The sequence below is a fragment of the Francisella sp. AG1 genome (assembly GCF_057683165.1).
The window spans coordinates 213,941-228,923 of the sequence record NZ_CM173135.1; the positions used below are offsets into that span (position 1 = coordinate 213,941).

The window sequence follows — 14,983 nt, forward strand, 5'->3', positions numbered from 1 at the left end:
AAGTATATATTATCTTGGTGTATATGTTATGGATAAAATACCTTTAGGTGTAAGTAGTTGTTTAATTGGGAATAATGTTCGTTATAACGGAGGTAATTGTCATAAATCTTATATAACTGGAGTCTATGCAAGCTATTTTGATTACAAAATTGTATGTCCTGAAGTAACGGCGGGACTAGGAGTTCCTAGAACAACTCTTTTTCTAATTGAAAATATTCAAAAAAATCTTTTGGCAGTTAAAACTAACAAAACACATTTTGATGTAACTCATCAAATTGATCAAGCTAGTGATAAAATAATATCAGATTTAGGCATGGTTTATGGGTTTATTTTAAAAGCTAAGTCACCAAGTTGTGGGGTTGAAACAGCAAGGGTCTTTGATGAGAGCCATAAATATACTGGCATCAAAGCAGACGGTCTATTTGTTAGAGCTTTGAGGCAATATGATCCACTTTTACCGATCGAAGATGATGGTAAATTAACTGATAAGGTTCTCAGAGATCATTTTTTACGTAAGGTATTTTGTTATTATGATTTAAAAATAAATTTTATGTCATGTTTAAATATAACCGAAATGATGGAATATCATTCTAAACATAAAGTATTGCTACGGATGCATAATAACAAAGCTAAGAAAATTCTGGGTAATATGCTATCAGAGGCTGGAAATAAAGCTAATATTAGAGAAATTAAACAAAAGTATATAGAACAATTTATGCAAGCTATAGAGAAACCAGCTAAGCGAGGTGCTCATTATATGGCTTTACAAAATGTATTACGTGAAATAAATCGTAAAATTTCTAAATCTCAGCGGCAGTATTTACAAGAAATTTTGAATAAATATAAAGATTGTAAAATTTCTTGGGATGTTCCTGTAGGTATAATTAAGATGTATTTACTTGAATTAGATTTGCCTTATTTAAATAAGCAAAGTTATTTGAATCCTTATCCTGATGAGCTTATTAATTTGGCTTAAACTTTAATGTTTTTGGGTAATAACAAAGTTAAAGGCAAACAAGCTAAAAGTATAATGACAATTATTCCAAATGCATTTTCATAACTAGGTGAGCCATTACAGCTGTTAGAAACGCTTGAATCATATTTGGCTAAAATATATCCAATGGTTGGTAACAAAATAACAGGAGCTAAATTATTAACCATATTGATACCTGCTGTACTTGATCCGGATGTCCCTGGTGGAGAAAAAACTTTTGCTATCGTAAATGTGACCGCTTGAGGTCCCGCCATGATTCCTAGAGATAAATATAAAATAATAAATATAGTTTGGTTCATAGGGGCAAAGATCAAGGTAGCTAATAGAATTGTTGATGCACTAATACTTAGTACTAGCATTAGCCTAAAGCGAGAGGTGAAAGCAGAGAGTATGCCAAAAATACCAAAACCTATTGCAGCACCAATAAATAAAAAGCTGTTGAGGTGTGCGGCTGCAGCTTCTGTTAGGTTGAGTTTGTTTTCAATAAAACCAACTCCCCATAAAGAACCTAGTACATTGATAGGGATGAATAAAGCAGCACTAATAAGACTAGCAACCCAGAATTTAGGATTTGCTAGTATGACAAGGAGTTTCTTGATAGTCTCAATAAAGCTGGTTTCACTAAAATGAGAGAAGTTTTTTACATGTTTAGTATTATCCTTAATAAATATAATTATTAGGAAAAATAAAATTATTCCAAGGTATGTAAAGACATCATTACCTTTTTTCCAACCGAGGCTAACCACAAGATCAGATAGTAGAATATCTGTAGCTAGACCACCTAAAATACCAATGATAGTTGCAAAACCAATGAATGTTGAAAAGAATCTTTGTGGTAACCACATTGCAGCCATTTTCGCAGCACCAATAAATCCAAAAGCTGAGCCTATACCCATCAATATTCTACCAAAAAATGCTACTTCATAGTAATTCGATACTGAAAATAAATAGTTACCTAATACACACAGTCCCGTAGCAATTGAGATAACAATTTTGCGATTATATTTATCAATTATCACTCCGGCAGGGATTTGCATCAAAGTGTACGAGATGAAATAAGCTGACGAAAGCCAGCCGATTTGAGTATCGCCAATATTAAAAGTACTTTTTAAGTCATGTGCCATAACCGCTGGTGCAGCACGTATAAAAAAATCATAACTATAATTAAGAGTAGCAACAAGACAGATAGCCCATGCTATAAAAATCATTAAATTTGATTTTGGAAGATGTGATTCATCCATAAGATCTTATATAAAATTCTAAAGTAGATAGAATAACAAAAAGTTAGCAATTATCCAAGTATTGATTGAAGTTGTAAGTTTTGAACAAGAATATTATGCTACTCATAAATTGGATTAAGAATCATCTTCTAGTTGATCAATTATTTCTTGTTGTTCAATATCGGTTTTAACGGACTTTGATTTATCAGTAGCTATATACATATATACAACGGGCAAAACAAAAAGTGAGAATATTGCCCCAACTACAAGCCCACTAGAAATAACTACACCAATACAGTTTCTGCTTACAGCGCCAGCACCAGACGAGGTTACAAGTGGAATTACTCCCACAACCATAGCTGATACTGTCATTAGTATAGGCCTTAGACGTTGAGATGATGATGTAATTATTGCATCATATTTGCTTAGACCGTTATGCTTTTGTAGGTGATTGGCAAACTCAACGACCATAATACCTTGTTTTGATATCAAACCGATTAAGGTTACTAGACCTAATTGGGTATATATGTTTAGTGAGGCCCAGCTAGCTCCAGCATACTGTCCAAGATAAAGAGGGATAAGAGCTCCTGATATTGCCATTGGGATTGTGACAAGAATAACTAAAGAGTCTCTAAAGCTTTCAAACTGAGCTGATAAAGCTAGGAAAATGAGTATAATGGCAAAGCTAAAGGCCACCATCATTGTATTACCATTCTCTATGAATTGTCGAGCAGAACCTGAAAAGTTGTAGGAAAAACCTTCTGGAAGTTGGCTTTTTACTACGCTTTGTACATAAGCTATAGCTTGACCTTGGCTTACTCCTGGAGTCATTACAGCAGAAATTGTTGATGAATTTAGCTGTTGGAATGTATTAAGAGTTAGAGGTTGTCCTTCTGTTTTGAAACTTACTAATGCAGATAGTGGTAATTCAGAGTTAAATAAATCATCAATTGCATCTGAGTGGATATAAATATTTCCTAGTTGCTCTTGAGTTAACATTCCATTCCTAGCAAGTTGAGGAATTACTTGGAAGCTATAGCCTTTTAAAAAGAAGTAGTTAATATAGCCACCAGCATATGAATAGCCAAGAGTTTTAGCTATGTCTGACATTGTAATGCCTAATATTCCTGCTTTTTCGCGATCAATATTTATATCAACTACGGGATTGTCAAATTTTAGGTCGCTTTGAGCAAATACAAACAAGCCGCTTTTCATCATTTTATCGATAACGTCGGTTGTAATTTCATTTATAGCTTCATAATCATTTACACTTTGAATAACTAAAGATAAAGGTGCGCCGCGTGGGATACCTGGTAGTGCAGGTGTCTGATATGTGTATGTCTGAATACCAGGAATATCAGTAACCTTTGCTTGAGCTAGGTTTGCTGCTTGTTGTTGGGAGATTTTTCTTTGATCCCAAGGTTTCATAATAAAACCGCCAAAAATAACATTAGAACCCATTACTCCATTAAGAATAAATGTGTTTTGCCTGCCAGGCACATCATCAAGAGTCGTTGCTAATTTTTTACCAAAAGCTTCTAAGTAATTGATATTTGCAGATGATGGTGCTTGTCCCATAATTCCTAAGAAACCCATATCTTCATTTGGAGCTAACTCAGATTTGATACCTTTACCCATGATAAAGCAGCTAGCCAAAACTATTATTCCGACTATTGCAATAGCTGGTTTTATCTCTAATACAAATATAAGCAAAGCTTTGTATTTGGCTGTTAGCTTACTAAAAACTCCATCAATAAATTTAACCAGTTTGGTATTCATCATCTGGCGGTTAAGTACTCTTGAGCACATCATAGGTGATAGAGTATAGGCAACTATACCTGAGATAAGTACAGCTCCAGCAAGAGAGTAGGCAAATTCAGTAAATAATTGTCCTGTAAAGCCCCCCATCATTCCAATAGGTGCATATACAACAATTAGTGTTAATGTCATTAAAACAACCGGATTAGCTATCTCTCTAGCTCCTCGGATGGCTGCTGCAAAAGGCTCCATCCCTTCTTCAATATGCCGGTAGATATTTTCTAATACAACGATAGCATCATCAACTACTAATCCAATAGCTAGAATCATTGCAAGTAGGGTTAAAAGATTTATTGAAAAACCCATGAGGCTCATTAAGAAAAATGAACCAATAATCGATAGTGGAATTGCAATGATTGGTACAATAATAGCCCTTAATGACCCTAAGAAAAGAAACATTACTATTGATACTATAATTATAGCTTCAATTAGGGTGTGTAAAACTTCATCGATAGAACTTTCTATATATGTGGTTTGATTGTAAGCAATGCTAACATTTAAGCCATTGGGTAGGGATGCTTTGATGTTTGGTAATTCTTTAACTAATCTATCAACCACTGATAGAGGGTTTTCTTCTGGGGATACAACCGCACCAGCAAGGACAGCATTTTCACCATCAAAGGAAACAGAGGAGTTATAATCTTGTGCCCCAAGCTCAACTTTAGCAACATCTTTAAGACGTACTACTTGATTATCACTTTTCTTGATAATTAAGTCTCTATATTCTTGTGCTGTAGACATACTTGTTTCGGGATTAAGCGTATAATTTAGGTATGGCCCTTGTATTTGCCCACCGGCAGAGACTAGGCTGTTTGCCCCAATTGCTTTAGCTAGTTCACTAGGTGTGATAGCATATTCAGCCATGCGTGTTTTGTTGGGATAAATACGCATTGCATAAGGTTGATTTCCCCACACATCTATAGATGATAGTCCTCCTTGAGCAAGAAGTTTAGGTGTTAGCGCTGAGTTGATATATGCAGATATTTGCGATGTATTCATTGAACTACTAGTAAAAGCTAGAATTAATGAAGGAAAGTTATCGGCAGGATTTAGTTTTATGGCAGGAGAGTAAGCATCTTGAGGAAGTTGGTTTAGGACTGAGTTGACGTTTTGAACAACTTCAGATAAGACATCATTAGTGTTGTATCCTAGCTTGACAAAGACATTGATAGTACTTGAGCCTAGAGCTGACGAGGATGTCATATAGTCAATACCTTTTGATGACCCAACAGCTGATTCTATAGGACGGGTAACGAAAGCTTGAATAGTCGCAGGGTTAGCACCTGGATATGCCGTTGTAACAGTTATTGTTGCACTATCCATATAAGGATATTGTCTAATCTGTAAATTAAAAAATGAGCCCACACCAACAACAATAATCATTAAGCTTATCGAAAGTGATAAAACAGGCCTTCTGATAAAAAGATCAATAAACCGCATTACTGAATTCCTTCATTGTATATATTGTTATTAATTTTCACACTATTGTTGATAATGGCATTCATACCTTTGTGGACTTTATTTTGACCGGAAATGATAATTGTTACACCAGGGTTGAGCCCAGTGACTAAGGCCATGTTGTTTCGTGTTTCTGTTACTTTGATGTTTTCTTGTCCAACTTTATATAAAGTTTTGTCGGAATGGATAGTTTCCATACCGCCATTTGCTGTAGAAGTATAAGTTGCTTTTTCTGGCTGACCATCTTTCATTACGGGATTAAGTGTATATACTGATTGTCCATAAAGACTGTATGATATAGCATTTCTAGGTATGACAATCGAATCTTTTTTAACAGGAAGACTAACGCGTATAGTAAGAAACATTCCAGGAACGATTTTATGATCAGAGTTTTTATATGTTGCTTGTACAACTATTGATCTGTTTGAATCATTAATAAATGAATTGATAGCAGTAATTTTAGCAAGGAAAGCTTTTCCAGGGTATGAATCTGAGTAGAAGCTTATTTTTTGACCTAAATTTATTAATTTTACTTTATTTTGAGGTATCGAAAATGTAATGAAAATAGGATCAACTTTTGTGAGTGTTGCGGCATTATCACCATTGTTGAAGTATTGTCCTAAACTGATATTTCTAATACCGATCTTACCGTCAAAAGGAGCTTTTACTTCTTTAAATGCTATTTGTGATTCGATATTTTCTACTTGAGCTAAAGCAGATAGGTAGTCAGCATTAGCTTTATCAGCAGATTCTTTTGATGTTGCTCTTTGCTTGACTAGTTTGTTATAACGATCTGTTGTGATCTTAGCTAGCTTTAGTTTTGAAAGTGCTTCTTCAAGATTAGCCTTTAATTGGCTTGTATCGAGCTTAAAAAGAAGATCCCCTTTTTTAACTTCTTGACCACTTTTGAAGTGGATTTCACTAACAATACCGCCTGATTGAGAAGATATCTCTGTAGATTGGATGGCTTGAGCTTCACCAATGCTATTTATAACTTGCTTCCAGTCAGTTTTTTCAACTTTTGCAGATGTTACAGCTACCGGCTGAGGTATAAAAGATGCCATACCTTTCTTAATCATGCTTTGGATAAATTCCGCAAAGCCAAATATTCCACCAAATAAAATTAAAGTTACAACAATGACAGCAACTGAAGCAGTTCTTTTATTTTTTAACTTATTTAGTTGAGCACGGATAAAATTAAGTTGAAATATAAAGTAGACAATAGCTAAAGATAATCCTAGCTTGCCAAAGAGTGACCAAGCCATTGCAATAGTGATAATGACAAAAATAGAGTAATATTTTTTATTTGAATTTATTTTTTGTTTAATATTTAAAAAAGTTTTTTGAAAATCCACAAGCCTATCCTACTAATCTTTTAATGTAAATATATCTATAAAAAAGCTTATACAATTGATTACTAATATGGTTACAAAGAATATTAGGCTATAAACTGCTAAACTTATACCAGATATTTGTTCTGAAATATCTGAGCAACTTTCAATTGTACCAGTAATTGATTTAGTTGCAGTGAGTAAAAAATGATTGTCGACTATTCCGCACGTATTAGAATTTGAAATAGTGGTGTCAAAATATTGCATATATGTCTGATTACCGGCGATATAGACACCAAATATAATGATGATAATAATAGCTATTCGCAAAAAAATATTTAAATTTCTAGAGTCTTTTTTAATACATCCTAACACACTCAAAATTAATATACATAATACGGATAGTTGTTGTAGTAAGCACATTGGACAAGGTTTCCAGCCCAAAAAAGCGACAATAAAAAGTGCTATACACAAAACTGCCAAGCAAATTAGGGCATTAAAAGGAAAAATGTAGTTGTTCAATTTGTTCATTATAAGCCTTACAGCAAACAGAAAGATTTCGTAATTGTATCATATATTTAGGTGTTTTTTTATAGTATCTGTATAGAGCTTATTTACGGAGGTGTGAAGTTTGTTTTTAGGTGTTTTTAATGTTAGTTGTTCGATACTTACTTTTCTTAAGTTGTTTATGGTTTCTTTTAGTAAATAGTGATTTCTAGGTTGGTGAGAAGGAGCGGATATTAAGATATATTTCATATATAAATTATAGCTATGTTCAAATAATAATCTATCGCGTAAGATATTTGCCTCTTTGATGAGGATTAAAGCTGTTTTAGCAGTAATAGATACATTTTCTAATATTTCTTTTATATGAATTGTTGCTTTTAGTAGCTTAAATTGTTTATTTGTTAATAAAAGTTCTTTTTTTATATGATTCAATTCTTTTAAGTTAGCTTTGATGAAGGTCAAAGTTATTTTCTCTATATTTTCAGCATTTATATAAATAGGATTTTTGAAGAAAAAATTATCATGCAAGCGAGGTAGGAGGTGTAGAATTTTTGGGAATACTTTTTCTAGAGAGTTTAAATTTCCTAAAGTTTCAAAAAAGATTTTAGGGTTTTTAAGAGCTTTTATTAATTCAACATATAGGCGTTCTCTTTTTAGGTAATCAAGCTCACCAGATCTGGCTATTTGTTTTGCAAGCTCTTTTGTTTCTGGGGCTATAGAAAAACTAAAATCAGAAAGTTGAGCCATAAAGCGTGCAAGCCTAATCACTCTAAGCGGGTCTTCAGTAAAAGCAATAGATGTGTGTCGTAAAACTTTGTTTACTATATCTTGCTGACCATTGAAGGGATCAATAATATTATTTTGTCGATCTAGGGCTATTGAGTTTATTGTAATATCACGACGTTCGAGGTCTTTTTTTAGAGTTACGTTCTTTGAGGAATCAACTTTAAAAGCATGGTATCCATAGCCAACTTTTTTCTCAGCTCTTGCAAGAGCATATTCATCTTTAGTTTCAGGGTTTATAAATACAGGGAAACTAGCCGTTATTTTTTTAAAACCCTTATTTATCATTTGTTCTTCTGTTGCACCAACGACAACCCAGTCTTTATCCTTAGGTTGTATGCCAAGTAGGGTGTCTCTAACAGCACCACCAACTAAGTATATTTTCACGAATTATACAATCAGATTGCTTTACTTTATATTAACAGAAAAAAGTGTATAATAGCCTGCTAGGCGATAGTTTTTAACATCTTTTTATTCTTATGGGAAATATGATTGACAAAATAGACCTTAAATCTCAAGGTTTTGGTAATTTAAGCGGCGAAATGGTAGGTGATGAGAAAGTAAGTGTTCTTTATAAAAGACTATTATCTCAAGTAAAACATTTATGGCACTTTTTAGTTTTAGCGGCTATTGGGAGTATTTTTTTCTCAGCAGCAGATGCTTCGATGATATATCTTATAAACCCTATATTAAATTATGGTTTTGGTCCTGGTGGAGATATTACTAAGCAAAGCGCTAGCATACTGATGCTTATGGGTGTAGGGATGGTCGGTTTATTGACCTTAAGAGCAGTTGGTTCTTTTTTGTCTCAATACTTTATTGGTTCATTAGGTCAGAAGGTAGTATATAAGTTTAGAAAAGATATTTATAAGAGGTTTATGGATTTGCCAGCAACTTTTTTTGATAAACATTCTTCTGGACAAATTATCTCGAGATTATTATATAACGTTGACCAAGTGACTGAGGCTACTTCAACTGCTATTATAACTGTAGTTCAGGATGGTACCTTTGTTATGGGGCTCATTATTGTAATGGTTGTGTCAAGTTGGCAACTATCCTTGTTTCTAATAATAATTGGCCCATTTTTGGGTTTATTTATAGCTCTTATAAATAAGAAATTCAGAGCTCTTAGTAGAAATACGCAATCATCCATGGGGAATGTTACACATACGGCCGAAGAAACTATTAGAAATTATAAAGAAATAAGAATTTTTGGTGCGCAAAAGAAACAGCAACATAAATTTTTTAAAAATCTTGATTATACGTATTCACAGCAAATAAGAACTATAGTTTTAGATGCTATGACATCACCAGTTATCCAAATTATTGCTTCTTTAGTTTTAGCATTTTCTTTATTTACAATTGCTATATTTGGAACTAATGAAGGAGGGAGCTCTTCATGGCTAACAGCAGGTTCTTTTGCATCTTTTTTTGCAGCAGCAGCTGCGATATTAAAACCCATCAAAAATCTTACTAAGGTGAATGTTGTTATTCAAAAGGCTGTTGCAGCCACAGAAGATATCTTTTATATTCTTGATTATCCAGGTGAAAAGGAAACAGGAAAGAAAGAGCTTAAAAGGGTTGCCGGCAATGTTGTTATTAAGGATTTAAGCTTTGCTTTTGGAGATCATAAGATTCTTAGCGATGTGAATGTTAATATTAAGGCTGGTCAAACAGTTGCATTTGTGGGTAAATCTGGGAGTGGCAAAACGACTTTAACAAGTATTTTATCGAGATTTTATATTCAGCAAGATGGTGAAATATCTATTGATGGAGTTGATACTAGAGACTTAACATTGGAGAATCTAAGATCTCAACTATCGATGGTTTCTCAGAATGTACATTTATTTGATGATAGCGTTTACAATAATATAGCTTTTGGAACATCTAGAGATGTTTCTGAAGAAGAGGTTATAGATGCTCTTAAACGTGCGAATGCTTATGAGTTTGTACACACTTTACCAGAAGGATTGTATACAAGTATAGGTAATAATGGTTCTAAATTATCCGGAGGACAGCGCCAAAGAATATCTATAGCAAGAGCACTATTAAAAGATGCACCGATACTTATATTTGATGAAGCAACTAGTGCTCTAGATAATGAATCTGAAAGAGTTGTACAACAAGCTTTAGAAAATTTGACTAGATCGTGTACTACTATAGTAATTGCGCATAGGCTTAGTACAGTCGAGAAGGCAGATAAAATAATTGTTATGGATGGTGGAAAAGTTGTGGAATCTGGTAAGCATGATGAGTTATTAAAAAATAATGGTCTTTATGCAAGGTTATATCAGTCTGGATTTGAGTAGTATCTATGTTAGATAAAGTTTGGTATAGACGTGCACCTAGTTTACTAAGTTTTATTTTAAAGCCTATTGCCTTTATCTTTTCAAAAATAGCTAATCAGCGTAAAATTAAGTGCCAACGTTTTCAGTATAAATCAAAAATCCCCGTTATAGTTGTTGGTAACATTTCTGTTGGAGGTACTGGTAAAACACCAGTTGTAAGAAGATTGGCACAGCAATATTTGGATCAAGGTAAAACACCAGTAATTATAAGCCGAGGCTATGGTGCGAAGTCTGATGTGTATCCTTTTGAGGTAGCTCAAAATACATTGCCAGATCAATGTGGTGATGAGCCAGCAATGTTGTTTGATGCTTTGGCTGGTCAAGTGCCAATAATAATCAGTCCTAAACGGGTTGATGCGGTTAAATATATTGAAGAAAAACATGTAGATGCAGATATAATAATAAGTGATGATGGTTTGCAGCATTATAAACTTGCTAGAGATAAAGAGATCGTGGTTGTGGATGCAAATAGAATGTTTGGTAATCAAATGTGTTTGCCAGCTGGCCCTTTGCGCGAGCCTATTGATAGGTTAAAATCTGTTGATGAAGTAATAGTTATTGGTAATTGCTCTGATCAAGACAAAGAAATGCTTGAAGAATATAATAATAATATTACTTATACAAAAATAATAGCTAAAGAATTTGTGAATCTTACATCTAAAGAAAAGGTGTCTATAAGTAATTTTGCAGCTAAGGATGTTGTTGCTATAGCTGGTATTGGCAATCCAAATAAATTTTTTTCCACCTTGAAAGATAATAATATTAATATAAAAGCTACGGAAACTTTCAAAGATCATTATAGTTACAAATCAGAAGATTTTGCAAATCTTGATAGTACTCAAATAGTCATAATGACTTATAAAGATGCGATTAAATGTAAAAGTTTTGCTAAGAATAATTGGTGGTATTTGGATATTGATTTAAGTTTTTGAAGAATGAAAAAATCCTTTAAGCAACTTAATCAAGTTTGCTAAAAAAGCCGATATGGATTAGTATTTGAATCATATAAATCCGCCTTAAGAAATTTTATGAAAAAAATAATTTTAGTTGATGGTTCGTCATACCTTTTTAGAGCCTACCATGCTTTACCATTTTTAACTAATAAGCAAGGTGAGCCCACAGGTGCAATACTTGGGGTTATTAATATGCTCAAGAAGCTTCCGTTAATATATGATACAGAATATGTGGCAGTAGTTTTTGATCCTAAAGGTAAAAATTTTCGCCATGAACTTTATCCGGAATATAAAGCTAATCGAAAGCAGATGGATGATGAGTTAAGAGTGCAAATCAAACCTTTACATGAGATCATTCAAAAAATGGGTTTTCCTCTCATAATCAAAGAGAAGGTTGAGGCTGATGATGTTATCGGAACATTAGCTCATAAGCTTGAAAAACAGGGCTGTGATGTTGTTATCTCCACTGGGGATAAAGATATGGCTCAGCTTGTAACTGATAAAGTAGTATTATATGATTCGATGAAGGATATTACTACAGATATCGCAGGAGTTGAAGATAAATATCACATCAAGCCAGAGCAGATAATAGATTATTTGGCACTAATGGGAGATGCTTCTGATAATATTCCCGGGGTACCAAAAGTTGGTCCAAAAACAGCTGTTAAGTGGCTGCACCAATATAATGATATCGAAGGAATAATTGCAAATGCAGACAAGATCGGAGGTAAAGTCGGAGAAAATTTGAGAAGCAATATTGAGTTGCTAAAACTTTCATATAAGTTGGCGACTATTAAGTGTGATCTTAATATTGATTTGGAAATAGAGGGTTTGAAATGTAAAGTGGCAGATAATGAGTATTTGGCAGATATGTTTAATCGCTATGGTTTTAAATCTCTATTGAGAAATCTAGAAAGTGATAGACCTTCTGTTACAGATATTGCACCACTTAAAAAAGAAGTTAGTGTTTTTTATAAAACTATCCTAACAGAGCTGGAGTTAGAAACTTTAGTTGGTAGTTTATTAAAAGTTGATAACTTTGCTTTTGATACTGAAACTGACTCACTTAATACTCGTGAGGCAAATTTGGTAGGAATTTCTTTTTGTGTTAAAGAGGGAGATGCTTATTATATTCCATTACAACATCGTTATTTGGGAGTGCCGCAGCAGCTAGGGCTGGAGAAAGTTCTGAATGCTCTGAAGCCTATATTTGCTAATAAAGGCATAGCTAAGGTTGCACATAACTTTAAGTTTGATGAAAAAGTTTTATCAAAGTATGGAGTTGATATAAAAGGTAGTATTCACGATACTATGATTATGGCGTATGTACTAAAAAGTAGTGGTAGGCATGATATGGATAGCTTATCAAAAGAGCACCTTGGGGTTGAACCAATACCATACACTGAGCTAGCAGGTACAGGACGTAAACAGCAAACTCTTGATCAGGTTGATATTGAAAAAGTAGCATATTATGCTGCAGAAGATGCTGATATAACTTTTAGGTTGTTTGAATTGTTTAAAGCCAGATTGCAACAGCAAGTTATTTTGGAAAAGTTATATAATGAAATTGAAATACCTTTGACTCTTATTTTAAATAATATGGAGAAAATTGGTGTTAAGATTGATGCACAGAAACTTATTGATCAAACTCAAGCCTTAGGAGAAAAAATTAATAAATTACAGCAAAAATGTTACGAGATCGTTGGTAGTGAATTTAACTTATCTTCTCCAATGCAGTTGCGTGAAATATTGTTTGAAAAAATGGCAATACCAGCAGTTAAAAAAACAGCGAAAGGTCAGGCTTCAACTTCAGAAGAAGTGTTGGTGCAGCTTGCTGAAGAATATGAGATTGCAGCATTAATTATGCAGTATAGACATCTCTCAAAACTTAAAAATACTTATACGGATAAACTGCCAAAAATGCTTGATCATAATGGTAGAGTACATACTTCATATAATCAAACAGGAACTATCACGGGGAGATTATCATCATCTGATCCTAATCTACAAAATATTCCGATAAAAAGTGTAGAAGGTCGTAAGATTAGAGAGGCATTTGTTGCAGAAGAAGGCAGCTGTATAGTAGCTGCAGACTATTCTCAAGTTGAACTTAGAATTATGGCACATCTTTCAAAAGATAAAAATTTGTTAAAAGCATTTAATGATGGTTTAGATATTCATACCGCTACAGCTGCAGAAGTGCTAGGTATTCATTTAAATGAGGTCACTAGTGAACAGCGTAGAAAAGCTAAGGCAATAAACTTTGGTCTTATTTATGGTATGAGTGCTTTTGGCTTAGCCAAACAACTTGAAATATCTAGAGGAGAGGCACAAGAGTATATAGATGTCTACTTTACCCGCTATCCAGGTGTGAAAGAATATATGAATACTGCTAAAGAGTTAGCTAAAGCAAATGGTTATGTTGAAACAATACTTGGTAGAAGATTATATTTGCCAGAAATTAATTCTAGAAATGTAATGCAACGTAACGCAGCTGAAAGAGCAGCTATTAATGCGCCAATGCAGGGCACAGCAGCCGATATTATTAAAAAAGCTATGATAGAGGTTAACACAGTGCTTTTTCAAGAGTATAATAGCGAAGTTAAAATGGTTATGCAGGTCCATGATGAACTTGTTTTTGAGGTTCAAAAAAATAAGCTGGATGAGATTTCTGACAAGATTAAAAATATTATGGAATCAGCTGTTATACTGAGTGTACCACTAGAAGTTAATGTTGATGCGGGAGAAAGTTGGGATCAAGCGCATTAATAGGTTATAGGAAATATTATGTTATTAGTAATGGATGTGGGTAACTCTCATATACATATTGGAGTTTTTGAAGGCGAACATATTGTTAGCCAAATTAGATATGCAACATCATCAGTTGATTCGACCTCCGACCAAATGGGTGTTTTCCTTAGGCAGGCATTAAGAGAAAATTCTGTAGATCTGAGTAAAATTGATGGTTGTGCAATATCGTCGGTTGTGCCTCATCTAAATTATTCATTAGGGTCAGCAGTTATAAAGTATTTTAATATAAAACCATTCTTTATAAGTATGGATACAACAGATTTGGATATGACAGCAGTTGAGGCACATCAGGTTGGAGCTGATAGAATTGCAAGTTGTATAGGGGCAATAGCTGATCATCCTAATAGAAATTTACTTATAATAGATTTGGGTACAGCAACTACGTTTGATGTAGTAACAAAGGATAAAAAATACCTTAGTGGCTCAATTATGCCAGGTGTGAAACTTTCGCTAAATGCTTTATGTCATGGCGCTTCTCAGTTATCATCAATAACTATCGTTAAACCAGATGTTGCTATAGGATATGATACTAAGACAAATATACGTTCTGGATTGTATTATGGTCATTTGGGAGCCTTAAAAGAGCTTAAAAGAAGAAGTATAGAAGAGTTGAAAGATTCAAATGTCTATACTATTGCTACTGGCGGGTTTACTGGATTATTTAAGGATGAAGATATTTTTGATGAAATTTCTCCTGATTTAATTCTAAGAGGCATAAGAATAGCGTTTCTAGAAAATAATAAAAAATAAAAGGACTTTT

At 33.6% G+C, this 14,983-nt stretch carries 10 protein-coding genes; 5 read left to right on the top strand and 5 right to left on the bottom strand.

All coding sequences use genetic code 11. The features are described 5' to 3' along the window. Positions 1-28: 28 nt before the first annotated feature. Complete coding sequence (locus ACR0PV_RS00990) at positions 29-976, top strand: YbgA family protein (protein WP_488173200.1); 948 nt, start codon at positions 29-31, stop codon at positions 974-976. On the opposite strand, the gene ACR0PV_RS00995 is transcribed toward ACR0PV_RS00990, so the two are convergent. From ACR0PV_RS00995 to ACR0PV_RS01015, 5 genes are all read right to left on the bottom strand, one after another. After that, entirely contained in the window at positions 973-2,235 is a 1,263-nt protein-coding gene (locus ACR0PV_RS00995) for an MFS transporter (protein WP_488173201.1), read from the bottom strand. The two genes, ACR0PV_RS00990 and ACR0PV_RS00995, sit on opposite strands and share 4 nt — an antisense overlap. A 114-nt stretch (positions 2,236-2,349) precedes the next feature. After that, on the bottom strand, positions 2,350-5,472 hold the full coding sequence (locus ACR0PV_RS01000; protein WP_488173202.1) for an efflux RND transporter permease subunit: 3,123 nt from the start codon (positions 5,470-5,472) through the stop codon (positions 2,350-2,352). Further along, positions 5,472-6,845 carry an efflux RND transporter periplasmic adaptor subunit gene (locus ACR0PV_RS01005; protein ID WP_488173203.1) on the bottom strand — a complete coding sequence of 458 codons (1,374 nt, stop codon included), beginning with the start codon at positions 6,843-6,845 and terminating at the stop codon, positions 5,472-5,474. The genes ACR0PV_RS01000 and ACR0PV_RS01005 overlap by 1 nt, the downstream gene beginning before the upstream one ends. A gap of 12 nt (positions 6,846-6,857) precedes the next feature. After that, a complete protein-coding gene (locus ACR0PV_RS01010) occupies positions 6,858-7,352 on the bottom strand; it encodes a disulfide bond formation protein B (protein ID WP_488173204.1) in 495 nt (164 codons plus the stop codon). Between the two features lie 39 nt (positions 7,353-7,391). Then, complete coding sequence (locus tag ACR0PV_RS01015) at positions 7,392-8,498, bottom strand: CCA tRNA nucleotidyltransferase (protein ID WP_488173205.1); 1,107 nt, start codon at positions 8,496-8,498, stop codon at positions 7,392-7,394. Between the two features lie 92 nt (positions 8,499-8,590). Between ACR0PV_RS01015 and msbA the strand changes: the two genes are divergently transcribed. From msbA to ACR0PV_RS01035, 4 genes are all read left to right on the top strand, one after another. Then, a complete protein-coding gene (msbA, locus tag ACR0PV_RS01020; RefSeq protein ID WP_488173206.1) occupies positions 8,591-10,420 on the top strand; it encodes a lipid A export permease/ATP-binding protein MsbA in 1,830 nt (609 codons plus the stop codon). 5 nt (positions 10,421-10,425) lie between these two features. After that, entirely contained in the window at positions 10,426-11,391 is a 966-nt protein-coding gene (lpxK, locus tag ACR0PV_RS01025; RefSeq protein WP_488173207.1) for a tetraacyldisaccharide 4'-kinase, read from the top strand. Between the two features lie 96 nt (positions 11,392-11,487). Continuing rightward, a complete protein-coding gene (gene polA, locus ACR0PV_RS01030) occupies positions 11,488-14,181 on the top strand; it encodes a DNA polymerase I (RefSeq protein WP_488173208.1) in 2,694 nt (897 codons plus the stop codon). 18 nt (positions 14,182-14,199) lie between these two features. After that, the gene (locus ACR0PV_RS01035) at positions 14,200-14,973 is read left to right on the top strand and encodes a type III pantothenate kinase (RefSeq protein WP_488173209.1); all 774 of its coding nucleotides are present in this window, start codon (positions 14,200-14,202) and stop codon (positions 14,971-14,973) included. The last annotated feature ends 10 nt before the right edge of the window (positions 14,974-14,983 follow it).